Source organism: Klebsiella sp. S69 (genome assembly GCF_016516145.1).
GTDB lineage: Bacteria > Pseudomonadota > Gammaproteobacteria > Enterobacterales > Enterobacteriaceae > Klebsiella > Klebsiella oxytoca.
This window is the reverse complement of sequence record NZ_JACVUU010000014.1, coordinates 38,065-61,448: the sequence shown is the minus strand read 5'-3', so window position 1 is coordinate 61,448 and position 23,384 is coordinate 38,065. Positions and strand designations below refer to the sequence as shown.

General features: G+C 56.1%; 18 protein-coding genes and 2 pseudogenes. 8 read left to right on the top strand and 12 right to left on the bottom strand.

Annotated elements, in window-relative coordinates; translation table 11 throughout:
- Positions 1–152: 152 nt before the first annotated feature.
- From hokA to IAE27_RS14940, 4 genes are all read right to left on the bottom strand, one after another.
- A complete protein-coding gene (gene hokA, locus IAE27_RS14955) occupies positions 153–305 on the bottom strand; it encodes a type I toxin-antitoxin system toxin HokA (protein WP_070555571.1) in 153 nt (50 codons plus the stop codon).
- 327 nt (positions 306–632) lie between these two features.
- Positions 633–2,702, bottom strand: a complete 2,070-nt coding sequence (gene glyS / locus IAE27_RS14950) for a glycine--tRNA ligase subunit beta (protein ID WP_004106780.1) — start codon at positions 2,700–2,702, stop codon at positions 633–635.
- A 9-nt stretch (positions 2,703–2,711) separates the two neighbouring features.
- On the bottom strand, positions 2,712–3,623 hold the full coding sequence (gene glyQ / locus IAE27_RS14945; RefSeq protein WP_004106786.1) for a glycine--tRNA ligase subunit alpha: 912 nt from the start codon (positions 3,621–3,623) through the stop codon (positions 2,712–2,714).
- 127 nt (positions 3,624–3,750) lie between these two features.
- Positions 3,751–4,056: a YsaB family lipoprotein gene (locus IAE27_RS14940; RefSeq protein ID WP_142475985.1), complete on the bottom strand. Its 306-nt coding sequence runs from the start codon at positions 4,054–4,056 to the stop codon at positions 3,751–3,753.
- A gap of 180 nt (positions 4,057–4,236) precedes the next feature.
- On the opposite strand from IAE27_RS14940, the gene IAE27_RS14935 reads away from it, so the two are divergent.
- The gene (locus tag IAE27_RS14935) at positions 4,237–5,232 is read left to right on the top strand and encodes an acyltransferase (protein ID WP_004116344.1); all 996 of its coding nucleotides are present in this window, start codon (positions 4,237–4,239) and stop codon (positions 5,230–5,232) included.
- 2 nt (positions 5,233–5,234) lie between these two features.
- Here the strand turns inward: IAE27_RS14935 and yiaB are convergent, their stop codons facing one another.
- The 3 genes from yiaB to xylA form a co-directional block, all read right to left on the bottom strand.
- Positions 5,235–5,615 (bottom strand): inner membrane protein YiaB, encoded by a 381-nt coding sequence (yiaB, locus tag IAE27_RS14930; protein WP_154022778.1) that lies wholly within the window; start codon positions 5,613–5,615, stop codon positions 5,235–5,237.
- A gap of 167 nt (positions 5,616–5,782) precedes the next feature.
- Positions 5,783–7,237 (bottom strand): xylulokinase, encoded by a 1,455-nt coding sequence (xylB, locus tag IAE27_RS14925; RefSeq protein ID WP_024274806.1) that lies wholly within the window; start codon positions 7,235–7,237, stop codon positions 5,783–5,785.
- 96 nt (positions 7,238–7,333) lie between these two features.
- Positions 7,334–8,656 carry a xylose isomerase gene (gene xylA / locus IAE27_RS14920; RefSeq protein WP_064356406.1) on the bottom strand — a complete coding sequence of 441 codons (1,323 nt, stop codon included), beginning with the start codon at positions 8,654–8,656 and terminating at the stop codon, positions 7,334–7,336.
- A gap of 374 nt (positions 8,657–9,030) precedes the next feature.
- Between xylA and xylF the strand changes: the two are divergent.
- The 4 genes and pseudogenes from xylF to xylR all read left to right on the top strand — a co-directional run bounded on the left by xylF (position 9,031) and on the right by xylR (position 14,084).
- Positions 9,031–10,022: pseudogene (gene xylF, locus IAE27_RS14915) on the top strand (D-xylose ABC transporter substrate-binding protein).
- 64 nt (positions 10,023–10,086) lie between these two features.
- The gene (locus IAE27_RS14910; protein ID WP_004106801.1) at positions 10,087–11,625 is read left to right on the top strand and encodes a xylose ABC transporter ATP-binding protein; all 1,539 of its coding nucleotides are present in this window, start codon (positions 10,087–10,089) and stop codon (positions 11,623–11,625) included.
- On the top strand, positions 11,606–12,784 hold the full coding sequence (gene xylH, locus IAE27_RS14905) for a xylose ABC transporter permease XylH (RefSeq protein ID WP_070555563.1): 1,179 nt from the start codon (positions 11,606–11,608) through the stop codon (positions 12,782–12,784). The genes IAE27_RS14910 and xylH overlap by 20 nt, the downstream gene beginning before the upstream one ends.
- A gap of 121 nt (positions 12,785–12,905) precedes the next feature.
- The gene (gene xylR, locus IAE27_RS14900) at positions 12,906–14,084 is read left to right on the top strand and encodes a D-xylose utilization transcriptional activator XylR (protein ID WP_004106805.1); all 1,179 of its coding nucleotides are present in this window, start codon (positions 12,906–12,908) and stop codon (positions 14,082–14,084) included.
- A 60-nt stretch (positions 14,085–14,144) separates the two neighbouring features.
- Here xylR and IAE27_RS14895 read toward each other — a convergent pair whose 3' ends face one another.
- On the bottom strand, positions 14,145–14,972 hold the full coding sequence (locus IAE27_RS14895; RefSeq protein WP_083307711.1) for a protein bax: 828 nt from the start codon (positions 14,970–14,972) through the stop codon (positions 14,145–14,147).
- A 315-nt stretch (positions 14,973–15,287) separates the two neighbouring features.
- Here IAE27_RS14895 and IAE27_RS14890 point away from each other — a divergent pair, with 315 nt between their 5' ends.
- Positions 15,288–17,318, top strand: a complete 2,031-nt coding sequence (locus IAE27_RS14890; RefSeq protein WP_064383107.1) for an alpha-amylase — start codon at positions 15,288–15,290, stop codon at positions 17,316–17,318.
- A gap of 174 nt (positions 17,319–17,492) precedes the next feature.
- The gene (avtA, locus tag IAE27_RS14885) at positions 17,493–18,752 is read left to right on the top strand and encodes a valine--pyruvate transaminase (protein ID WP_004106812.1); all 1,260 of its coding nucleotides are present in this window, start codon (positions 17,493–17,495) and stop codon (positions 18,750–18,752) included.
- A gap of 103 nt (positions 18,753–18,855) precedes the next feature.
- Here avtA and IAE27_RS14880 read toward each other — a convergent pair whose 3' ends face one another.
- Both IAE27_RS14880 and IAE27_RS29605 read right to left on the bottom strand, forming a co-directional pair.
- Positions 18,856–19,344 carry a 4Fe-4S dicluster domain-containing protein gene (locus IAE27_RS14880; RefSeq protein WP_016807718.1) on the bottom strand — a complete coding sequence of 163 codons (489 nt, stop codon included), beginning with the start codon at positions 19,342–19,344 and terminating at the stop codon, positions 18,856–18,858.
- A gap of 118 nt (positions 19,345–19,462) precedes the next feature.
- Positions 19,463–19,546, bottom strand: a pseudogene (locus IAE27_RS29605) (IclR family transcriptional regulator); the annotation flags it as partial.
- 196 nt (positions 19,547–19,742) lie between these two features.
- Here IAE27_RS29605 and IAE27_RS14875 point away from each other — a divergent pair.
- Positions 19,743–20,066 carry a hypothetical protein gene (locus IAE27_RS14875; RefSeq protein WP_115239118.1) on the top strand — a complete coding sequence of 108 codons (324 nt, stop codon included), beginning with the start codon at positions 19,743–19,745 and terminating at the stop codon, positions 20,064–20,066.
- A gap of 68 nt (positions 20,067–20,134) precedes the next feature.
- On the opposite strand, the gene selB is transcribed toward IAE27_RS14875, so the two are convergent.
- Both selB and selA read right to left on the bottom strand, forming a co-directional pair.
- Positions 20,135–21,982: a selenocysteine-specific translation elongation factor gene (gene selB / locus IAE27_RS14870; protein ID WP_115239117.1), complete on the bottom strand. Its 1,848-nt coding sequence runs from the start codon at positions 21,980–21,982 to the stop codon at positions 20,135–20,137.
- Positions 21,979–23,367 carry an L-seryl-tRNA(Sec) selenium transferase gene (selA, locus tag IAE27_RS14865; protein WP_016807714.1) on the bottom strand — a complete coding sequence of 463 codons (1,389 nt, stop codon included), beginning with the start codon at positions 23,365–23,367 and terminating at the stop codon, positions 21,979–21,981. Before selA ends, selB begins: the two co-directional genes overlap by 4 nt.
- Positions 23,368–23,384: the final 17 nt, after the last annotated feature.

Genomic DNA, 23,384 nt, shown 5'->3' with positions numbered 1-23,384 from the left:
ATTTCAAGCCTGTTTTTTCACCGGATGGCAAAACGGTAAAAAAAAGCCTCCTGAAAACAGGAGGCAAATTATTTATTTGATGAAAAAAACAGGGTGCCTTGAGAATGCTTCACGCCGTAAGAATGGCGGAGATCGCTCTCCGCCACCGTCTCTTACGTTTTAATCCCACAGGCTAAGAACGCCACCAGCTCAATATTCCCCTGTCTGAGCTGTAATTCACACAGCGAATCACGCACCATCCAGGTAAATAATAAAATAGTGAGGCAAATCACTATTAAGCTAAACAACAGATACTTTTGCGGCATTCCTCGCCTCCCGTGTTGATTTTCAACAGGTAAGAGGCTACTCTTATGGTGTTGATGCATAGGGGAGCCTCACTTTGATTTATCATCAGGTGGGGCTTTTCTCTGTTTGTCTCCCGCTGAACGCCTGAGACAAACAGTCTCAAGCACCCGTCAGCATTCTACCGTAAATATCTGACCAGATTACGTTGGCATATTCCTAAAATAATTCCTGGCAATCAATGCAAATTAAATAAATATTATTCAGAGAATTATTAACGGTTCATTTATTTATATTCCATGCATAAAAAAACCTGCCCGCAGGCAGGTTTTTTATTATTACCCATTCACTTACTGCAGCAGGGAAATATCCGCTACCTGCAGGAACAGATCGCGCAGCTTGGACAGCAGCGTCAGTCGGTTTACGCGCACGTCCTGATCTTCTGCGTTCACCATCACGTTCTCAAAGAACTCATCCACCGGCTCGCGCAGGGACGCCAGCTCAATCAGCGCATCCTGGTAACGCCCTTCGGCGAAGTACGGCTGCAGCTTATCGCGCAGCACGACTAAATTGCCTGCCAGCTTGATCTCGGCCGCTTCTTTCAATACCGAAGCATGGACGATATCGTTCAGCGTAACGTCTGATTTCGCCAGAATGTTAGAAACACGCTTGTTGGCCGCCGCCAGCGCAGAGGACTCTTCGAGGGTACGGAAGTGGGAAACCGCCTTCATACGCGCATCGAAGTCTGCCGGACGGGTCGGACGACGCGCCAGTACCGCCTGAATCGTGTCGACGGTATAGCCTTCATCCTGATACCAGGCGCGGAAGCGCCCCAGCATGAAGTCGATAACATCATCAACAACGTTGCCGTTGGTCAGCTTATCGCCGTACAGACGCACCGCTTCTTCGGTGAGGGTCTGCAGGTCCAGATTGAGGTTCTTCTCAACGATAATACGCAGCACGCCCAGCGCGGCGCGGCGCAGCGCAAACGGGTCCTTATCGCCTTTCGGATGCTGACCGATGCCAAAGATACCCGCCAGGGTGTCCATCTTATCGGCAATCGCAACCGCGCAGGCTACCGGGTTAGACGGCAGGTCATCGCCGGCAAAGCGCGGCTGATACTGCTCGTTCAGGGCAACCGCAACGTCTTCCGCTTCGCCATCATGGCGCGCGTAGTGCATGCCCATCACGCCCTGCGTATCGGTGAACTCGAAGACCATGTTGGTCATCAGGTCGCACTTGGAGAGCAGGCCCGCGCGGGTGGCATGATTCACGTCAGCGCCAATCTGCTCGGCGATCCAGCCGGCCAGCGCCTGAATACGATCGGTCTTATCGCGCAGCGTACCCAGTTGCTGCTGGAACAGGACGGTTTGCAGACGCGGAAGGTTATCTTCCAGACGTTTTTTACGGTCGGTATTGAAGAAGAACTCAGCATCCGCCAGGCGCGGGCGAACCACTTTCTCGTTACCGGAGATAATCTGCTGCGGATCTTTCGACTCAATGTTGGCGACGAAGATGAAGTTCGGCAGCAGCTTGCCCGCGTTGTCGTAAACCGGGAAGTACTTCTGGTCGCCCTTCATGGTGTAAACCAGCGCTTCGGCAGGCACCGCAAGGAATTTCTCTTCGAACTTCGCGGTGAGGACTACCGGCCATTCCACCAGTGAAGTCACCTCTTCCAGCAGACTTTCGCTCAGATCGGCGTTGCCGCCAATTTTACGCGCTGCTTCTTCTGCATCGGCTTTAATTTTGGCTTTACGCTGTTCGTAATCGGCGATGACTTTACCGCGCTCCAGCAGGATCTGCGGATACTGATCGGCATTGTCGATAGTGAACTCAGCCTCGCCCATAAAGCGGTGGCCGCGAATAACGCGATCGGACTGGACGCCCAGAATAGTTGCCGGGATGACTTTGTCGCCCAGCAGCAGGGTCACGGTATGAACCGGACGCACGAAGTGGACGTCGGACGCGCCCCAGCGCATCAGTTTCGGGATCGGCAGCTTCGCCAACGAGGTTGCGATCATGTTTGGCAGCAGCGCTTCGGTGCTCTCGCCTTTCACGTGAGCACGATACAGCAGCCATTCGCCCTTATCGGTCGTCAGACGTTCCGCCTGATCGACGGTGATACCGCAGCCGCGCGCCCAGCCTTCGGCCGCTTTACTCGGGTGGCCGCTGGCGTCAAACGCCTGGGCAATCGCCGGACCACGTTTTTCGACTTCGCGGTCTGCTTGCGCAGCCGCCAGATTCGCCACTTTCAGCGCCAGACGGCGCGGCGCGGCAAACCATTCAACTTTACCGTGCGCAAGGCCAGCGTTATCCAGCTCTGCGGTCACGTTCGCAGCAAAGGATTCAGCCAGGCTGCGCAGGGCTTTTGGTGGCAGTTCTTCAGTGCCGATTTCCACCAGGAAAGTTTTCTCAGACATGGCCGCCTCTTATTTATTCTTGTTGCACATCGGGAAGCCAAGGGCTTCACGGGAAGCATAGTAAGCTTCAGCCACTGCTTTGGTCAGGGTGCGAATGCGCAGGATATAGCGCTGACGCTCGGTGACGGAGATGGCTTTACGCGCGTCCAGCAGGTTAAAGCTATGGGCGGCTTTGAGAATGCGCTCGTAGGCAGGCAGCGGCAGCGGGTTTTCCAGCGCCAGCAGCTGCTGGGCTTCTTTCTCGTACTGCTCGAAGCAGGAGAACAGGAAGTCCACGTCAGCGTATTCGAAGTTATAGGTGGATTGCTCCACTTCGTTCTGATGGAACACGTCGCCGTAGGTCGTTTTCCCCAGCGGGCCATCGCTCCAGACCAGATCGTAAACGCTGTCGACACCCTGGATATACATCGCCAGACGTTCCAGACCGTAGGTGATCTCGCCGGTAACCGGCTTACACTCCAGACCGCCCACCTGCTGGAAGTAGGTGAACTGCGTGACTTCCATACCGTTCAGCCACACTTCCCAACCCAGACCCCAGGCGCCCAGCGTCGGGTTTTCCCAGTTGTCTTCGACGAAGCGAATGTCGTGGATGGTCGGGTCCATACCCAGCTCTTTCAGCGAGCCAAGGTAGAGCTCCTGGATGTTCTCCGGGGAGGGTTTTATCACTACCTGGAACTGATAGTAGTGCTGTAAGCGGTTCGGGTTTTCACCGTAACGGCCATCGGTCGGGCGACGAGACGGCTGCACGTAGGCGGTCGCCATCGGCTCTGGACCCAATGCGCGTAAGCAGGTCATCGGGTGAGAGGTGCCTGCGCCGACTTCCATGTCCAGTGGTTGAACAATGGTGCAGCCCTGGCGAGCCCAGTAATCCTGTAAGGTCAGGATCAGGCCCTGGAAGGTCCTGGTATCAAACTTTTGCATATGATTTCGTGCTGGATACGTGTGGATTTAAAGGAAGGAGCCAGTATACCCGCTGGCTGCGAGATATACAGTACGAAACGGGGTTGTTTAGGGAAAATTGCGGAAATTAGCGCCAGCGCGACCGTCGTTAGCGCATCGAAAGATGTAAAAACTGCCCGTCCGGGTCAAAAGAACAGATAAAGCGTTCATTCCGCGCAGTCTTGCCCGAAAGCTCAAAGCTGCCCTGGAACTGCTCGAAATGGCTGACGTCCACCTGGCTCACGCCTGTATTATAACGGACGGCGGCATTATCCTTGCAAAGCAGCTCCATATTGAGGGTAGTCTGCGGCGTTATCCGCGCTTTCTGCGCCTTCTGCGTAGGCTGAGGCGGCGTTGCGCTACAGCCCGCCAGCAGGCACAGCAGTAGTCCAGAAAACGCATATTTCATCACCATTTGTTCTCGACCGCCTTGTTAGTAAATTGTTATCGTGCAGCTTACGTAAAATAACCGGCTCATTGTGCGAATTGGGCCACACCTCGACAAGTCTATGGCGAAAAACTCAGATTATTCCACTGCGACAGGGTCGAATATGGATAGTCAGAGCCAGATGGAGAAGGTGAAACTGAGGTTCTGATGCAGGAAAAAATACACTGGATTACTCATTTGCGCGGCATTGCCTGTCTGATGGTCGTCATGATTCATAGCACTACCTGGTATATTACGCACCCGCACGCGATTAGCCTGCTGGAGTGGGATTTGGCCAATATCCTCAACTCTGCGTCCCGCGTCAGCGTACCGCTATTTTTCATGATTTCAGGCTATCTGTTTTTCGGTGAGCGCAGCGCCCAGCCCCGCCATTTTCTGCGTATCGCGCTGTGCATTCTCTTCTATAGCACGCTATCGCTGCTCTATATCACCCTGTTCACCCATATCAACGTTGAGCTGTCGCTGAAGAATTTGCTGCAAAAACCGGTGTTCTACCATCTGTGGTTTTTCTTCGCCATCGTCGTGATATATCTGCTTTCGCCGCTGGTGCAGGTTAAACAGGTAAGCGGCAGGATGCTGCTGGCGCTGATGCTGGTACTGGGCATTCTGGCGAACCCCAATATGGTCCAGGTAAAAGCCGGAGGCGTTGAATGGTTGCCGTTCAATCTTTATATCAACGGCGACACGTTTTACTACGTGATGTATGGCGTGCTGGGACGGGCTATCGGCATGCTGGATACCGAGAAAAAATGGCTGACCGCCCTCTGCGCCGCGCTGTTCATCGCCGGCGTGTGGGTAATCTCACGCGGCACGCTGCACGAGCTGCGCTGGCGCGGCGATTTCGGCGATACCTGGTATTTATACTGCGGTCCTGCGGTTTTTGTCTGCGCCATCGCTCTGCTGACGCTGGTAAAAAACACGCTCAATCGGCGTCAGCTGCCGCTTATTGCGCCGATTGCGCGCCATTCTTTAGGGATTTACGGTTTTCATGCACTGATCATTCACGCGCTGCGCGCCAGCGGGCTTGAACTAAGCCGCTGGCCGTTACTGGATATTATCTGGATATTCAGCGCCGCGCTGCTGGGCAGCTTACTGCTCTCGGCTCTGGTTCAGCGGTTTGATAGCCGCCGTTTCGTCAGCTAAGGCTATTCCGTAGGGTCTTGCGGCGCCACGCCCGCCGCCAGTGCTTTATGCGGCAAGGCTGACGCGCCGTACATGCACACAAACCAGGCCGCCACGTAGATGCTTTTCTCATCCCAATCGGCAGGTACAAACCTCGCGCCGACCATTAACAGGCCAAGCGAAAGCAGGAGCACCAGTCGGCATAGCGATACAAACCCGTCGTCATTTCTGCGCTCCTCCTGCATCGTGCGCTGATGGGCCAGCATGGCGAACATCCCCATCACCAGTACGCCGAGGAAATAGCCTTTACCGCTAAATAACGGACAGGTGTGCCAGATCCCCATCAGATACACCAGCGCCCCGATGACCATCAACAGTTTCGGCGCAATATTCTTATTTTTCATGGAGCCTCCCTGCGAAAGATGGCGTCCATTATGTACCGGTAAAGCTTTACTGCTGATGCTTCAGGAAGCAGAAACGACAAATTCGGAATATATAAATACGCAGGACAGATAAATGCGAACGATGCATTCATGGATGTAATTTGCCCTCGTTAACCGAGGGCAAAATATTACGACATCAGCGGTAAAAGCTGCTGATAAATCTGTCGGAATGTCTCCCGACGGGGGGCGTAGCGGGCAAAACGTTCGTCATCAGGGCAGTGGGCCTGCTCCAGCGGGAGCTGCGGCAGCAGATCGGAGAATGCGACGTTTTTATGCAGCGCCAGCTGCGCCAGTCGCGCCGCGCCAAGCGCCGGTCCCACGTCGCCGCCGGTGCGGAAATCAAGCTGCTGACCGCTGATATCCGCCAGCATTTGCCGCCAGTACGCGCTGCGCGCGCCGCCGCCAATCAGCGTCACGCTTTCCGGCTTCACGCCGCAGGAGTGCACCACGTCCATGCCATCCGCCAGCGCATAACCGACGCCCTCCAGCACCGCCCGCGCCAGCTCCGCCGGACCATGTTGATGAGTCAGGCCAAAAAAGACGCCTTTCGCCTGCGGATTGTTGTGCGGCGTACGTTCACCGGAGAGGTAAGGCAGAAACCAGATAGGATCGGCACTCTCGTTCGCCGACTCCGCCGCCGCAATCAACGCCGGAACCGTGCCAAGGCCGGTTAATGTCGCCGCCCAATCCAGACAGGAAGCCGCGCTCAGCATCACCGACATCAGGTGCCAGCGCCCGGGCAGCGCGTGGCAGAAACTGTGTACGGCGCTTTCCGGCTTACTAAGAAAGCCGTCGCTAACCGCAAAGTAGACGCCCGAGGTCCCCAGCGACAGCATCGCCTGCCCCGCATCCGCCATACCCACGCCAACCGCACCGGCTGCGTTATCGCCGCCGCCGGCTACCACCAGCGCTTCCGGCATATTCCACGACTGCGCAACCGTCGGGCGCAGCGCCCCCGTCACTTCACATCCTTCGAACAGCGTCGGCATGTTATCGCGGTTCAGACCGCAGGCGGCGAGCATCTCATCGCTCCAGTCCCTTCGCGCTACGTCCATCCACATCGTTCCAGCGGCATCGGACATATCGCTGGCAAACTCGCCGGTCATGCGTAAACGTAGATAATCTTTAGGCAGCAGGACTTTATCAACCCGCTCGAAGATCTCAGGCTCGTGGCGTTGTACCCACAGCAGCTTCGGCGCGGTGAATCCCGGCATCATCAGGTTGCCGGTTATCTGCCGCGAGCGGCTGACTTTCTCTTCCAGCAGCGCGCACTCTTCACCGCAGCGGCCATCATTCCATAAAATCGCCGGGCGCAGGACGCGCTGTTGCTTATCCAGCAGCGTCGCGCCGTGCATCTGGCCCGCAATACCTAACGCTTTGACTTCGCGCAGCGAGTGCTGCGCACCCAGCGCTTTCATCGCGCGGTCCGTCGCCTGCCACCAGTGCTCGGGGTCCTGTTCAGACCATAGAGGGTGCGGACGCGACACGTTGAGCTTTTCAGTATGCGAAGCCACGACCTCGCCCTGCTCATTGAGCAGAATAGCTTTGACGCCCGAGGTGCCCAGATCAATCCCGATATACATACAGCCTCTCCTTACTGACGCGCCACGGCTAAGCGTGGCGCGAATAAAGCATCGGTTATAGCCAATGCCCGGTCCCGCCGGGCATCATCGCCTTCATTAGCGATCAAAAAGGTAGCGGTTTACCACATTTTCCAGCAGCTCCTGATGGCCGCTCTGGTGCTGCGGCGCCAGGTCATGCTGAGTGGCATAGCGAGCAATATCCGCCAGGTTCATCTGGCCTTTCAGGATCTGCTGACCCAGCTCGCCGTTCCAGCCGGCATAACGTTTGGCAACGCGTTTATCCAGCTCGCCGCCTTCAATCATGCGCGCGGCAACTTTCAGCGCCAGCGCCATGGTGTCCATTGCGCCGATATGGCCGTAGAACAGGTCGTATTTATCGGTGCTCTGACGACGCACTTTAGCATCAAAGTTCAGGCCGCCGGTGGTGAAACCACCCGCTTTCAGGATTTCGTACATCACCAGCGCGTTTTCTTCAACGCTGTTCGGGAACTGGTCGGTATCCCAGCCCAGCTGCGGGTCACCGCGGTTAGCGTCAACGGAACCAAACAGTCCCAGAGCAATGGCAGTCGCAATTTCGTGATGGAACGTATGACCGGCCAGCGTCGCGTGGTTCGCTTCGATGTTCAGTTTGATCTCTTTTTCCAGGCCGAACTGTTTCAGGAAACCATAGACGGTAGAAGCGTCGTAATCATACTGATGTTTGGTTGGCTCCTGCGGTTTGGGTTCAATCAGCAGCGTACCCTGGAAGCCAATCTTGTGTTTGTGCTCAACGACCAGCTGCATAAAGCGGCCAATCTGCTCGCGCTCCTGACGCAGATCGGTATTCAGCAGGGTTTCATAACCTTCACGGCCGCCCCACAGGACATAGTTTTCGCCGCCCAGCTTGTGGGTCGCATCCATTGCGGTGACCACCTGAGTCGCCGCCCAGCTGAACACTTCCGGATCCGGATTGGTTGCCGCCCCGGCGCCATAGCGCGGGTTCGTAAAGCAGTTTGCCGTTCCCCACAGCAGCTTGACGCCGCTCTGCTGCTGTTTTTCCGCCAGCACTTCAACCATTTGCGCAAAGTTGTTGGCATACTCTTTCAGCGATGCCCCTTCAGGGGAAACGTCAACGTCGTGGAAACAGTAGTACGGTACGTTCAGTTTGTGGAAAAACTCAAACGCGACATCCGCTTTGCGTTTCGCCATTTCCAGCGCTTCGCCCGGCTGCTGCCACGGGCGGTTAAAGGAGCCCACGCCAAACATGTCAGCACCATTCCAGCAGAAGGTGTGCCAGTAGCAGGCCGCAAAGCGCAGGTGGTCTTCCATCCGTTTGCCCAGCACCAGTTCATCCGGGTTGTAATGACGGAAAGCCAGTGGGTTAGCGGATGTCGGGCCTTCATAACGAACGCGATCGAGTTGATCAAAATAGGTCTGCATAATGAACTCCATATTCAGGGATGCGGCGAGTAATAAGTCATAAGCCAATATAGAATTCTCTTTTTACTTTCCTCAATTACGTTATTTCACACCGTGATTGAGAGAATTCACAAACGTGCGCCAGGTCGCAAAAACAATAGAACAACGCCCTCACTTCGCTGCTTACGCCACGAGAGATCAATGAAATACGATGAGAACTAATTATTAAAGTACGATCCCGGTCATAAATTAACAAATAAACAAAATTTCATAACGGCAAAATAAGCATAGATAATTGCCAGCGCCCCTTTCCGCGTTAAAAATCTGCTACGTATCAGGCCGTTTATTTTTATCGTTCGTCTTATCCTGCACTTTACAAAAAAGGTGTTATTATTATGAAGATAAAGAACCTTTGCCTAACGCTCTGTGCTTCACTCCTCCTCACCAGCCTGTCGGGCATTGCGAAAGAAGTTAAAATTGGCATGGCGATTGACGACCTGCGTCTTGAGCGCTGGCAAAAAGATCGCGATATTTTTGTCAATAAAGCTGAATCATTAGGTGCAAAAGTATTCGTCCAGTCAGCCAATGGCAACGAAGAAACGCAAATGTCGCAAATCGAAAACATGATTAATCGCGGCGTCGACGTTCTGGTTATTATTCCCTATAACGGTCAAGTGCTGAGTAATGTGAAAAAGAGGCTAAACAGGAGGGAATTAAAGTTCTCGCCTACGATCGTCTCATCAATAATGCCGACATTGATTTTTATATTTCTTTTAATAATGAGAAAGTGGGCGAAATGCAGGCGCAAAGCCTGGTCGATAAAGTGCCTCAGGGTAACTATTTCTTAATGGGCGGCTCGCCCGTTGATAATAACGCCAAGCTTTTCCGCGCTGGCCAAATGAAAGTCCTTAAGCCCTATATTGATGAAGGCAAAATTAAAGTCGTCGGCGATCAGTGGGTTGACGGATGGCTACCTGAAAACGCATTGAAAATTATGGAAAACGCCCTGACCGCCAACAATAACAAAATTGATGCGGTTGTCGCCTCTAACGATGCCACCGCCGGCGGCGCCATTCAGGCCCTGAGCGCCCAGGGGCTCGCAGGCAAAGTGGCGATCTCCGGTCAGGATGCCGACCTCGCCGGCGTGAAGCGCATTATCGCTGGCACCCAAACGATGACCGTCTACAAACCGATCGCCACCCTTGCCACCACCGCGGCGGAGATTGCCGTCGAACTGGGCAACGACAAACAGCCGAAGGCTGACGCCACGCTCAACAACGGCCTGAAAGATGTCCCTTCTCGTCTGCTGACGCCCATTGAAGTCAATAAAGACAACATTGACCAGACGGTGATCAAAGACGGTTTCCATAAAAAAAGCGAGCTGTAATCTCTGACGCCCTCTGCCGGGGGCGTTACTCCATCCAGCCGGATATCGCTTATGCGGAGCCTCTATGTCCTGGTTACTCGAAATGAAAAACATGACTAAAACCTTCGGCGCGGTGAAGGCGATTGATAATGTCAGCCTGCGGCTGAACGCCGGGGAAGTGGTCTCATTATGCGGAGAAAACGGCTCCGGGAAATCTACGCTCATGAAGGTGCTTTGCGGAATATACCCGCACGGTAGCTATGAGGGAGAGATTATTTTTTCCGGAGAAACTTTGCAGCCGGGCCATATTCGCGATACCGAACGCAAAGGAATTGCCATCATTCATCAGGAGCTGGCGCTGGTAAAACACCTGACCGTTCTGGAGAATATTTTTCTCGGCGCGGAGATCTCCCGCCACGGTCTGCTGGATTACGAAACCATGACCTTACGCTGCGAGAAGCTGCTGGCCCAGGTCAATTTAGCCATATCACCCGACACCCGCGTCGGCGATTTAGGCCTTGGCCAGCAGCAGCTGGTCGAAATAGCGAAAGCGCTAAATAAACAGGTACGGTTGTTAATTCTCGACGAACCCACCGCCTCATTAACGGAACAAGAAACGGCCATTCTGCTGAATATTATTCGCGATCTGCAAAATCACGGTATTGCCTGTATTTACATTTCCCACAAACTCAATGAAGTCAAAGCGATATCCAATACTATCTGCGTGATCCGCGATGGGCAGCATATCGGTACCCGTAACGCTGACGGCATGAACGAAGATGACATCATCACCATGATGGTCGGCCGCGAGCTTACCGCCCTCTATCCGAACGAAGCCCATAGCTGCGGCGATGAAATCCTGCGCGTAGAAAATTTAACCGCCTGGCATCCGGTCAATCGCCACATTAAGCGGGTCAATGACGTCTCTTTTTCACTGCGGCGCGGCGAAATTCTGGGGATAGCCGGACTGGTCGGCGCGGGCCGTACCGAAGCGGTACAGTGCCTGTTTGGCGTCTGGCCGGGCCGCTGGCAGGGGAAAATTTTCATCGATGGCCAGCAGGTGACGATTCACAACTGCCAGCAGGCCATCGCGCAGGGCATCGCCATGGTGCCGGAAGACAGAAAGAAAGACGGCATCGTGCCGGTGATGGCGGTGGGTAAAAATATCACCCTCGCCGCGTTAAACCAGTTTACCGGCCCGCTGAGCAGCCTTGACGATGCCGGAGAGCAACACTGCATTCAGCAATCCATCCAGCGTTTGAAAATCAAAACCTCATCGCCAGAGCTGGCGATCGGTCGCCTGAGCGGCGGCAATCAGCAAAAGGCGATCCTCGCCCGCTGCCTGCTGCTGAACCCGCGCATTCTGATACTCGATGAGCCTACCCGCGGCATTGATATCGGCGCCAAGTACGAAATCTACAAGTTGATTAATCAGCTGGTGCAGCAGGGGATCGCCGTCATTGTCATTTCATCCGAACTGCCCGAAGTACTGGGGCTAAGCGATCGGGTGCTGGTGATGCATGAGGGCAAACTGAAGGCCGATTTGATTAATCAGGGCCTGACACAGGAACAGGTGATGGAAGCCGCACTGAGGAGCGAACGCCATGTCGAAGAACACGTCTGAAATGAAACTCACCCCGCCCGTCTCCGGGGCTTTTTCCGGGCTAAAAGGGATGAATCTCCAGGTATTCGTGATGATCGCCGCTATCGTGGCCATTATGCTGTTTTTCACCTGGACTACCGAAGGCGCTTATCTGAGCGCGCGTAATATCTCTAACCTGCTGCGCCAGACCGCCATCACCGGCATTCTCGCGGTCGGCATGGTGTTTGTGATTATTTCCGCCGAGATCGATCTTTCCGTCGGCTCAATGATGGGCCTGCTCGGCGGCGCAGCGGCAATATTTGACGTCTGGCTCGGCTGGCCGCTGCCGCTGACGATTGTGGTCACGCTGGCGCTTGGCCTGCTGCTGGGCGCATGGAACGGTTGGTGGGTCGCCTACCGTAAAGTCCCGTCGTTTATCGTGACGCTCGCTGGTATGCTGGCATTCCGCGGTATTCTGATAGGTATCACCAACGGGACCACCGTCTCTCCCACCAGCCCGGCGATGTCGCAAATCGGCCAGAGCTATCTGCCTGATGGTATTGGCTTTGGTATCGGCGTGGCGGGAATGGCGGCCTTTATTATCTGGCAATGGCGCGGCCGTATGCGACGTCAGGCCCTGGGACTTGCCACGATCGCTTCCGCTTCGACCGTAGGTCGCCAGACGATTACCGCCGTTATTGTGCTGGGCGCTATCTGGCTATTAAACGACTATCGCGGCGTCCCGACGCCGGTACTGATTCTCGCCGCGTTGCTGCTGGCGGGTATGTTTATGGCCACCCGCACCGCGTTTGGCCGCCGCATCTACGCCATCGGCGGCAACCTGGAAGCCGCGCGTCTATCCGGTATTAGCGTGGAACGCACCAAGCTGGCGGTGTTCGCCATTAATGGCCTGATGGTGGCGATTGCCGGGTTGATTCTCAGTTCACGTCTGGGCGCCGGTTCTCCTTCTGCCGGCAACATCGCCGAACTGGACGCCATCGCCGCCTGCGTGATCGGCGGAACCAGCCTCGCCGGCGGCGTCGGCAGCGTTGCCGGCGCGGTCATGGGCGCGTTTATCATGTCCGCGCTGGACAACGGCATGAGCATGATGGATGTCGCCACCTTCTGGCAGTACATCGTTAAAGGGGTCATTTTATTACTCGCGGTGTGGATGGATTCAGCCACCAAACGCCGGAGCTGAGAGCTTTGAAAAAAATGCCCGAATTCTTTGCGCTACAGCCAAACTTAGGCACAAGTAGCTTGAAATAATCCGGGCATTGGCCGGTATTGTATGGCCTGCAAGAGAGACCAGGAACAACACTATGTTTGAAAAGCGTCACCGTATTACGTTGTTATTCAACGCCAACAAGGCCTATGACCGCCAGGTCGTTGAGGGCGTCGGCGAATATTTACAAGCATCGCAATTGGAATGGGATATCTTCATTGAGGAAGATTTTCGGGCGCGAATTGAAAACATCAAGGAGTGGTTAGGCGATGGCGTTATTGCCGATTACGACGACCCGGAGATTGAAAACCTGCTGCTCGACGTTAATGTTCCAATTGTCGGCGTCGGCGGCTCCTTCCACCGCCCGGAGTGCTATCCGCCGGTTCACTACATCGCTACCGACAACGCCGCGCTGGTCGAGAGCGCCTTCCTCCATCTGAAGGAAAAGGGCATTAACCGCTTTGCCTTTTACGGCCTGCCCACATCCAGCTGTAAAGGCTGGGCCGCAGAGCGCGAGCATGCTTTTTGTCAGCTGGTCGCCAGAGAGAAATATCGCGGCGTGGTCTATCAGGGGCTCGAGACAGCGCCGGAAAACTGGCAGCATGCGCAAAATCGCCTCGCCGACTGGCTACAAACCCTGCCGCCGCAAACCGGCATTATCGCCGTCACCGACGCCCGCGCCCGTCATGTGTTACAGGCCTGCGAGCTGTTGCATATCCCCGTTCCGGAAAAGCTGTGCGTTATTGGCATTGATAACGAAGAGCTTACCCGCTATCTGTCGCGCGTGGCGCTGTCTTCCGTTGCTCAGGGCACCCGCCAGATGGGCTATCAGGCGGCAAAGCTGCTGCATCGTCTGCTGGAGAATGAAGAGCTGCCGCTTCAACGACAGCTTATCCCGCCGATGCGCGTAGTAGAGCGCCGCTCCACCGACTACCGTTCGCTAACCGACCCTTCGGTTATCCAGGCGATGCACTATATTCGTAACCACGCCTGTAAAGGGATTAAGGTAGAGCAGGTACTGGACGCCGTAGGCATTTCCCGCTCGAATCTGGAAAAACGCTTCAAAGAGGAAGTGGGCGAGACCATTCATACGGTGATCCACAGCGAGAAGCTGGAAAAAGCGCGCAGCCTGCTGGTTTCAACCACCCTGTCGATTAATGAAATCTCGCAGATGTGCGGCTATCCGTCGTTGCAGTACTTCTATTCGGTGTTTAAGAAAGAGTACGACGTGACGCCGAAGGAGTATCGCGATCGGCACAGTGAAGTCATGATGTAGAGAGCAAAGAAAAATGCCCGGGCTTGCGCGCCGGGCATTAATAATGTCATGGATAAGCCATTACATATGCGCGGCAATCAACCGCTGGTTATCCTGATACATGGCGAAGAGATAGTTGTTATAGCTCGACCCTTTAGTCGAATAGCCCTTCAGCTTATGAATCATGGTGCTGGCGGTCACTTCCTGATCGGCCTTGCGCAGCTGCGCACGCGATTTACGGAACGATGAATAAGCCGGATGCGTATTCAGGTTTCTCACGTAGGCCTGAACGGACTCTTCCACCGAATCAAACTGCGAGTAGCCCTTCACCGCGCCGCGGCAGTTTCCACCACCACACTTCATACCAAACAGATTGTTGTTAACGCGCGCCAATTTTGACGTTCCCCAGCCGCTTTCCGCCGCCGCCATGGTTGCAACCATGCTGTTCGGGATAATATCGACGCGTTCAAGCAACGAGTTCCATGGAATATGGCGAGTATTGCCGGACCACTTCACTTTATAGCGCGAGGCGATCTCTTTCAGGCGCGTACGCTCGCTCGGCGACCAGCGCGCATCGTACTGCTTGGAAACCAGCCAGTTACGATCGGCAGTAATCACCTGATTCTGTTTCGTAATATAAGGCATTACCGTCCGGAGAAACGCTTTTTTCCTTGGTGTCCCGGAAGGGTATTTTCGCAAATCAGGAAGTGAACTGCTCTTTACACTATTGCGAGAATACTCTTGTTTACTGCTTACCTTGCTTACTTTAACGGTACTTTTCTTTTTAACTATTGGGGCTTTATGACTCGTTGTTGCTGTGTGTGTTGCTGCCAGCACACTACCTGAAAATATGCAGGTAAGTAACATGAGTATCGCGGCCCCATATCGTCGAATGGGAGTCGATATCATTAGGTCTCCTGGTCGGATGCAATCATTCCAACGCCTTGTTTTTCACAAAAAATCGATAGTTGAATCGCGAATAGTATCAAAAATACCCAGATGACGCACCCACAGAAATAGTCCAATTCCGAAATGGTGTCACCTGAAATCGGTTTCTGCCAGCCTGCGAAGGCGCAAAAATGCTAGCGCCGTCTCATTTTCTGCGCATTTTTTGAGCGCGATCACTCACCCCTTTTCATCCTCCCTGGAAAAGCGCGGCCGGGATGAGTTCATCAGGCGGGTAGACGCGCAAACTGAACAAAACACCGCCTACAGGACTCCGCAATGAAACTCGCTGCGCTTGCGTCGCTGCTGTTGCCTGGGATGGCCTTCGCCGCCTGGACTACCGCAGACTTCCCCGCCTTCACCGAAGAGGGCACCGGCAGATTTATCAGTCAAAACGAGGTAGCAAAGGGTACGCGCCCGCTGCGAATTAATTTTGACCAACAGTGCTGGCAGCCCGCTGGCATGATCAAGCTCAACCAGATGCTCTCGATGGAACCCTGTCGCGACCCGGTGCCGCAGTGGCGCATCTTTCGCGACGGGCGCTATACCCTGGAAGTGGACACCCGTTCGGGTACGCCAACCCTGATGGTCTCCCTTGAGGAGAAACAGTCCGCTGCCGCCGCGCCGCAGATCAAGCAGTGTCCGAAATGGGATGGCAAGCCGCTGACCATTGACGTCAGTAAATCCTTTGCCGAAGGCAGCAAAGTTCGCGACTTTTACAGCGGCAATATCGCGACCGTCAGCGGCGGTAAAATTACCCTCCAGCCGGCGTTTAACAGCAATGGTCTTCTGTTACTTGAGCGCGCGGAAACCGAATCCGCCGCGCCGTTCAACTGGCACAACGCCACCGTCTATTTCGTTCTGACCGATCGCTTTGTTAACGGCAACCCGGCCAACGACAATAGCTATGGCCGCCACAAAGACGGCATGCAGGAAATCGGCACCTTCCACGGCGGCGATCTGCAGGGCCTGACCAGCAAACTTGATTACATCCAGCAGCTCGGCGTTAACGCGCTCTGGATCAGTTCGCCGCTGGAGCAAATCCACGGCTGGGTCGGCGGCGGTACGAAAGGTGATTTCCCGCATTATGCCTATCACGGCTACTACACCCAGGACTGGACTAAGCTGGATGCCAATATGGGGACGGAAGAAGATTTGCGCCGTCTCGTAGACGAGGCCCACAAGCGCGGGATTCGCATTCTGTTCGACGTGGTGATGAACCATACCGGCTACGCGACCCTGGCCGATATGCAGGAGTTTCAGTTTGGCTCGCTGTACATCCAGGGTGACGAACTGAAAAAGACGCTCGGAGAGCGCTGGACCGACTGGAAGCCTCGCGCGGGACAGAGCTGGCACAGTTTTAACGACTACATTAACTTCAGCGATAAAGCCGGATGGGAGAAATGGTGGGGTAAAAAATGGATCCGCACCGATATCGGCGATTACGACAACCCCGGCTTTGACGATCTGACCATGTCGCTGGCCTTCCTGCCGGATCTGAAAACCGAATCCACGGAGCCCTCCGGCTTGCCGAACTTCTATCGTCATAAGCCGGATACTGCCGCTAAAGCGATCCCCGGCTACACGCCGCGCGATTATTTGACCCACTGGCTGAGCCAATGGGTACGCGATTATGGCATCGACGGTTTCCGGGTTGATACCGCCAAACACGTCGAGCAGGCGGCCTGGCTGCAGCTAAAAACCCAGGCCAGTGAAGCGCTGGCGGAATGGAAAAAAGCCAATCCGGATAAAGCGCTGGATAACGCGCCGTTCTGGATGACCGGCGAAGCCTGGGGCCACGGCGTGATGCAGAGCGACTACTATCGTCACGGCTTTGATGCCATGCTGAACTTTGATTATCAGGATCAGGCAGCAAAAGCGACAAGCTGCCTGGCCAATATGGATCTGACCTGGCAACAAATGGCGGAAAAGCTCCAGGGTTTCAACGTCTTAAGCTACCTCTCTTCGCACGATACCAGTCTGTTCCGTGAAGGCGGCAGCACGGCGGCGGAACTGCTGCTGCTTGCGCCTGGCGCAGTGCAGATCTACTACGGCGATGAATCCTCACGACCATTCGGTCCGACCGGCTCCGACCCGCTTCAGGGAACGCGTTCAGATATGAACTGGCAGGACATCAACGGCAAAGCCGCGCGCAGCGTGACCCATTGGGAGAAACTGGGCCAGTTCCGCGCCCGTCATCCGGCCATTGGCATGGGTAAACAAACCACGCTATCGATGGCGACAGGCTACGGCTTTATCCGCGAGAGCGGTGATGACAAAGTCATGGTGGTGTGGGCAGGACAGCAGTAGCTTTTTGATGAGCGGCTCCCCCGGCGATCGCGGGAGCCTTTTCAGGATAAACGACCAAAAATCATCTACCTCAAAGCATAAAAACGAATTATCTTCCTGATACCTCGATTTGCACCCTGTCTGCGCTGGCGTTATGGTTACCCACTTTCCTGGGATACCGACAGACTAATCGCGATGACATTTTCACTTTTTGGCGACAAATTTACCCGTCATTCGGGCATCACCCGCTTGATGGAAGACCTCAATGACGGCCTGCGTACGCCAGGCGCCATCATGCTGGGCGGCGGCAATCCCGCACAGATTCCGGAAATGAATGATTACTTCCACAGCCTGCTGAGCGACATGCTGAATAACGGCAAAGCCCTTGATGCGCTTTGCAATTATGACGGCCCGCAGGGTAAAAGCGAGCTGCTGACCCTGCTGGCGCAAATGCTGCGTGATGAACTGGGTTGGGAGATCGAGCCGCAGAATATTGCACTGACAAACGGCAGTCAGAGCGCGTTTTTCTACTTGTTTAACCTCTTCGCAGGACGTCGCGCGGATGGAACCACGCGTAAAGTGCTGTTTCCATTGACGCCTGAGTATATCGGCTACGCCGACTCCGGCCTCGAAGAAGAGCTGTTTGTCGCCACTCGCCCGAACATTGAACTGCTGCCGGAAGGCCAGTTTAAATACCATGTGGATTTCGAACATTTGCAGGTCACGGACGAAACGGGAATGATCTGCGTTTCCCGTCCCACCAACCCAACCGGTAACGTGATCACCGATGATGAGCTGATCAAGCTCGATGCGCTGGCCAATCAGCACGGCATCCCGTTGGTTATCGATAATGCCTACGGCGTTCCGTTCCCGGGCATTATTTTCAGCGACGCCCGACCGCTGTGGAATCCGAATATCGTCCTGTGCATGAGCCTCTCCAAGCTTGGCCTGCCGGGCAGCCGCTGCGGGATTATCATCGCTAACGAAAAAATCATCACCGCCATCAGCAATATGAACGGCATTATCAGCCTCGCCCCCGGTGGAATGGGGCCGGCCATGATGTGCGAGATGATTAAACGCAACGACCTGCTGCGCCTGTCGGAAACGGTGATTAAGCCGTTTTACTACCAGCGCGTTCAGGAGACTATCGCTATTATTCGCCGCTACCTGCCGGAAGATCGCTGCTTGATTCATAAGCCGGAAGGGGCCATTTTCCTCTGGCTGTGGTTTAAAGATTTGCCGATATCTACCGAGCTGCTGTACCAGCGCCTGAAAAAGCGCGGCGTCCTGATGGTGCCGGGCGACTATTTCTTCCCGGGGCTGGATAAGCCGTGGCCGCACACGCATCAGTGCATGCGCATGAACTACGTGCCGGATCCGGAGAAGATTGAAGCGGGCGTGAAGATTCTCGCCGAAGAAGTTGAACGCGCATGGAGCGAACAGGGCGCGTCATAGGCCCGAATAAGCCAGATCTATCCCGGCTCGCACTGCGTTTAGCCGGGCTACAAGTCCCGTAGCCCGGCAAGGCGCGCCAGCGCCGCCTCCGGGTAACACGTCGCTACATCGCCAGCGCCATCCGCTGGCGACGTTCAGCGGCTATTCTTTCCAGCTCCATGGGCTCTATGCAGCGTAGCGCCTGCGTCGGGCATGCCGCCACGCAGGCCGGGCCCTCTTCACGATGGCTGCACAAATCGCACTTCAGCGCCTGTACGCCCTCCTCCACCCGCATCACCGTCATCGCGCCATAGGGGCACGCCACCATACAGCTTTTGCACCCAATGCAGCGGCGCTGATCCACGCGCCAGACCGAATTTTCTCGGCGGATAGCGCCCTCGGGGCAGACGTTGGCGCAGGGCGCATCTTCACACTGGCGGCACAACGTCGCCGTCGAAAGTTCATCATTCTTTACCACGCGGATCCGCGGTGCAAAGCGCGTAGCGGATACGCCAGAACAATCCTGATTCTGCTGATGGGACACCACGCAGGCGACTTCACAGGTACGGCAGCCGATGCACTTTTGCGCATCCGCGATAATAAACCGGTTCATCCTTGCTCCATTAGGGATAAAAATGCAGAGTGCCAGAAAAAGCCGCTTCCGCGCCTTGATCCTGAATGGAGTCAGCGGCGTTTTCTCTCAGATGCCCGGGACAATTAGGTCATCTGCCTTAGCCTTCCCGCACGGACAAGCCCAGTTCGCGAGAAATCGCCTCTGCCGTCTCGCGCAGCGGCTTGAGTAAACGCTTCGCTCCCGCCATTTCAGGGCGCAGTGCGAATCAGGGTAACAACAGAGAAACGAACTCAGAAGCAGCAATAAGCGGGCTATTTTCAGATTGACCCCCTCGCTCCCAGACCACATACTTTCTCCCGCCCCCCGCTGCTAGCGGGGGTTTGATGGCGCAAGCGACGTCATGTCTCCCGGTGTTTTAGAACAGGATCTTTTGATTTATGGATGAATTCATTACCGTTTCTTTAAAAAAAATGAGCGCGAGCAGTATTTATAAAATCCTGCTTATCGGCCTGACCTGCTCATTAGTGCCGCTCGGCCTTTTAAACGGCATTCTCGCGGCGGTTGGCGTCAATTTACTGACGCTGCGCTGGAACGGAGAAGCTGTCCATGGCTTCAGCGCGATTATTATCAGCCCGATCTTCTGCTTCATCCTGGCGCTGGTGTTGACCGGCATCGTCGGCAGCCTGGCCTGGCTCGGATTATGGATTTACGGCCAGTTTCGCCCGCTGACTCTGCGCATCTCTTCCAACGATCGGGGTTAATGCAACCCGCTGCCCGGGCCATCAGACCAGACCTGATAGCCCGGCCAGGCGTCTCCGGCAACTTCTGTTTATTCTTTTATGAACAATGCTTTATCCCGAAGAATATGGTCGTTACCGCGACGGCGAGTAAAACCGATGCGGTCAAAATACTCGAGGATCTGAATCGCCAGCTTGCGCCCGACGTTCAGCGTATCGCGGAAATCCGCCGCGCAGGTTGAACCCCTTTCCAGATCCAGTTCACGGATCATTTTGGCAAACTCCACGATCCGATCGTTGCGATAGTAGCGATCTTTGACGATCGCGGTAATCATCCCCTGCTGCGCCGCCTGGCGAAGCACCGCACGCATTAACGACTCTTCCACGCAGGCTTCCCGCGCCAGATCGCGAACCCACCAGGGCTCATCGGCAAACAGCCCGGCGACCCGCTGCCAGATGGCCTGCTGCTCGTCGGTAAAGCCCGCTTTATGTTCCGGCAGATGCAGCCAGCCGTGGTGGCTATGAACAATACCGCTTTCTCGCATTTGCTCAATCAGCAGCAGCACCAGCGCTTCATCTTCCATCGGCAGCGCAATACGCCGCAGCCGTTCGCGGCCCGGTCCCGGCTCATCGCGATGCTGATCGTGATAGCGCGCGAGGGCTTCAAGCAGCTTGCGCTGCCAGCGAGCGGCGAGCGGGGCGCTCAACAGGCTCTTTCCCGCCTGTAGATAGTCAGGGCGGTTAATCAGGGCGTTGAGGCCATCGCTACTGAGCTGACGCGCCCAGGCGAAATCATCGAGACGCACCGCATCGCGCTGAAGGTGAATATCCAGCGCCTGGACGTCATCGCTTTGCGCAGCAGCCAGCGCGTGCAGCCACTGTAAATACTCCGGCTTACGCTTGCCCCGGCGCGGCGGATTGAGCGTCACCACTCGCGCACCGGCGAGCGTCAGGCGCGCGGAAATATCGCGGAGCACCAGACGGTCATTATCCGCCAGCCGCAGCGGCGTATCGAGGACCAGCTCCGCCAGCGCGCCTTCAAGCAGCGACACCCGGCCGGTAATATGGCTGGCGGCGTGGTGGATATGCAGCGGCTGCCACTGGCTAAGCGGCGTGTGGCACTGGAGCTCGACAATGACCCGGTCACAGGCTTCCGGGGGCTGTACCGAGAGCAGCCAGTCGCCGCGATTGAGGTCCTCTTTTTGCGCATCGCCGACAATATTCAGGGCAATACGCTGGCCGGCCCGGGCCTGCTCAACCGGCTGATTTTGCGCGTGCAGACCGCGCACGCGCATCGGTTTATCCACACCGGTCAGCCACAGCGTCTCGCCAACGTTGACCTCGCCGGATAGCGCCGTCCCGGTAACCACCAGCCCCGCGCCTTTGACGGTAAATGCCCGGTCGATCGCCAGGCGAAAACGCTGATGCTGCGGATGCGCGCGCGCGGCAAGGCGCAGGAGATGCTCGCGCAGCTCGTCAATGCCCCGCCCTTCCGTCGCCGCGACGGTAAACAGGGTCGCGCCGGTAAAGCCGAACTCCGCCAGCGCCGCATCGATTTCCGCCTTTACCTCCTCGATCCGAGTTGCTTCTACGCGGTCAGCTTTGGTCAGCGCGACGGTTATCGTCGGCTGCCCGGTAAGCTGGAGGATCGCCAGATGTTCGCGCGTCTGCGCCATCACCCCATCATCGCAGGCCACCACCAGCAGCGCGTGATCGATACCGCCGACACCGGCCAGCATGTTGGACAAAAACTTTTCGTGACCGGGTACGTCGATAAACCCCAGTACCCGCCCGTCAGGCTGCGGCCAGTAGGCGTAGCCCAGATCGATTGTCATCCCGCGCGCTTTCTCTTCCGGCAGGCGATCGGCGTTGATGCCGGTTATCGCCTGCAGCAACGTGGTTTTGCCGTGATCAACGTGTCCGGCGGTGGCAATAATCATCTCAGTAACATCTCCATAAACCGGGTTTCATCCTCAAGACAGCGCAGGTCCAGCCACAGGCGGCCATCATAGATCCTGCCAATAACCGGCACGGACAGCAGACGCCAGCGTGCCGCCAGGGCCTCCAGCTGGCTGCCGCGACCATCGCGCGGAGTCAACGTCAACGCCGCGCTGGGCAAGCGGTCCACCGGCAGCGAGCCGCTGCCGATCTGCGACAGGCATGGCTCAACCCGCAGGTCAAAATCAGCATAATGCGCGACCAGAGCCGTTCGTATACGTTCGGCCTGCTGACGAATATCATCCGCCTGACGAGTCAGCAGGCGTAGAGTCGGCAGCTCTGCGGCCAACTTTTCCGGGTGCAGATAGAGGCGCAGCGTGGCTTCCAGGGCCGCGAGGGTCATTTTATCCGCCCGCAGGGCGCGCTTGAGCGGATGGCTCTGCAAACGGGCGATTAGCGATTTTTTGCCGACGATGATTCCCGCCTGCGGGCCCCCCAGCAGTTTATCGCCTGAGAAGCTCACCAGGCTGACGCCTGCGGCAATCATCTCCTGCGGCATCGGCTCTTTCGGCAGGCCGTACTGGCTTAAATCTACCAGCGAACCGCTACCGAGATCGGCCACCACCGGGATATTCAACTCGCGCCCCAGCTCGGCCAGCTCCGCTTCATCGACCGCTTTCGTGAAGCCCTCAATGCTGTAGTTGCTGGTATGCACCTTCATCAGCAGGCCGGTATTGTCGTTCACCGCCTGACGATAATCTTTCGCGTGGGTGCGGTTAGTGGTACCGACTTCATGCAGAACGCAGCCCGCCTGGCGCATCACGTCAGGAATACGAAACGCGCCGCCGATCTCCACCAGCTCACCGCGCGACACCACCACCTCGCTGCCGCCGGCGATCGCCGCCAGCATCAGCAGTACCGCCGCCGCGTTGTTATTGACGATACAGGCGTCTTCCGCACCGGTGATACGGCACAGGAGGTCGGCGAGCGCTCGGTCGCGGTGGCCGCGTCCGGCATCATCAAGATCGTATTCCAGCGTCACCGGCGCGCGCATCGCCCGGGCAACCGCCTCAACCGCCGCTTCCGCCTGAATCGCCCGGCCAAGATTGGTGTGCAACACGGTACCGGTCAGGTTAAAAACCGGACGCAGCGCGCTCTGCTGCGTCAGCGCCAGCCGCCTCGTCGTTTCCTGCAGCCAGTCATCGCACCAGCCCGGCAGCGCCTGGTTCTGACGGATATTTTCCCGCGCCTCGTCCAGCATCTGGCGCAGCAGCGCCACCGTCTGGGAGTGACCATATTGCATCAGCAGCGGCGAGAATGCGGGATCGCGGAGTAAACGGTCGATGGCCGGAAGCCGGGTATAAAGCGCACGAATCTCGGTAGTCATGAATGAGCCTATTTTCC

Excerpts from the sequence above, each read along its gene's own strand:
- IAE27_RS14910 (WP_004106801.1), top strand. The coding sequence starts at position 10,087 with ATGTCCTGGTTACTCGAAATGAAAAACATGACTAAAACCTTCGGCGCG.
- xylA (WP_064356406.1), bottom strand. The coding sequence starts at position 8,656 with ATGCAGACCTATTTTGATCAACTCGATCGCGTTCGTTATGAAGGCCCG.
- selB (WP_115239117.1), bottom strand. The coding sequence starts at position 21,982 with ATGATTATTGCCACCGCCGGACACGTTGATCACGGCAAAACCACGTTG.
- selA (WP_016807714.1), bottom strand. The coding sequence starts at position 23,367 with ATGACTACCGAGATTCGTGCGCTTTATACCCGGCTTCCGGCCATCGAC.
- xylH (WP_070555563.1), top strand. The coding sequence starts at position 11,606 with ATGTCGAAGAACACGTCTGAAATGAAACTCACCCCGCCCGTCTCCGGG.
- yiaB (WP_154022778.1), bottom strand. The coding sequence starts at position 5,615 with ATGAAAAATAAGAATATTGCGCCGAAACTGTTGATGGTCATCGGGGCG.
- glyQ (WP_004106786.1), bottom strand. The coding sequence starts at position 3,623 with ATGCAAAAGTTTGATACCAGGACCTTCCAGGGCCTGATCCTGACCTTA.
- IAE27_RS14895 (WP_083307711.1), bottom strand. The coding sequence starts at position 14,972 with ATGATATCGACTCCCATTCGACGATATGGGGCCGCGATACTCATGTTA.
- IAE27_RS14940 (WP_142475985.1), bottom strand. The coding sequence starts at position 4,056 with ATGGTGATGAAATATGCGTTTTCTGGACTACTGCTGTGCCTGCTGGCG.
- IAE27_RS14880 (WP_016807718.1), bottom strand. The coding sequence starts at position 19,344 with ATGAACCGGTTTATTATCGCGGATGCGCAAAAGTGCATCGGCTGCCGT.
- IAE27_RS14890 (WP_064383107.1), top strand. The coding sequence starts at position 15,288 with ATGAAACTCGCTGCGCTTGCGTCGCTGCTGTTGCCTGGGATGGCCTTC.
- glyS (WP_004106780.1), bottom strand. The coding sequence starts at position 2,702 with ATGTCTGAGAAAACTTTCCTGGTGGAAATCGGCACTGAAGAACTGCCA.
- hokA (WP_070555571.1), bottom strand. The coding sequence starts at position 305 with ATGCCGCAAAAGTATCTGTTGTTTAGCTTAATAGTGATTTGCCTCACT.
- IAE27_RS14935 (WP_004116344.1), top strand. The coding sequence starts at position 4,237 with ATGCAGGAAAAAATACACTGGATTACTCATTTGCGCGGCATTGCCTGT.
- avtA (WP_004106812.1), top strand. The coding sequence starts at position 17,493 with ATGACATTTTCACTTTTTGGCGACAAATTTACCCGTCATTCGGGCATC.
- xylB (WP_024274806.1), bottom strand. The coding sequence starts at position 7,237 with ATGTATATCGGGATTGATCTGGGCACCTCGGGCGTCAAAGCTATTCTG.
- IAE27_RS14875 (WP_115239118.1), top strand. The coding sequence starts at position 19,743 with ATGGATGAATTCATTACCGTTTCTTTAAAAAAAATGAGCGCGAGCAGT.
- xylR (WP_004106805.1), top strand. The coding sequence starts at position 12,906 with ATGTTTGAAAAGCGTCACCGTATTACGTTGTTATTCAACGCCAACAAG.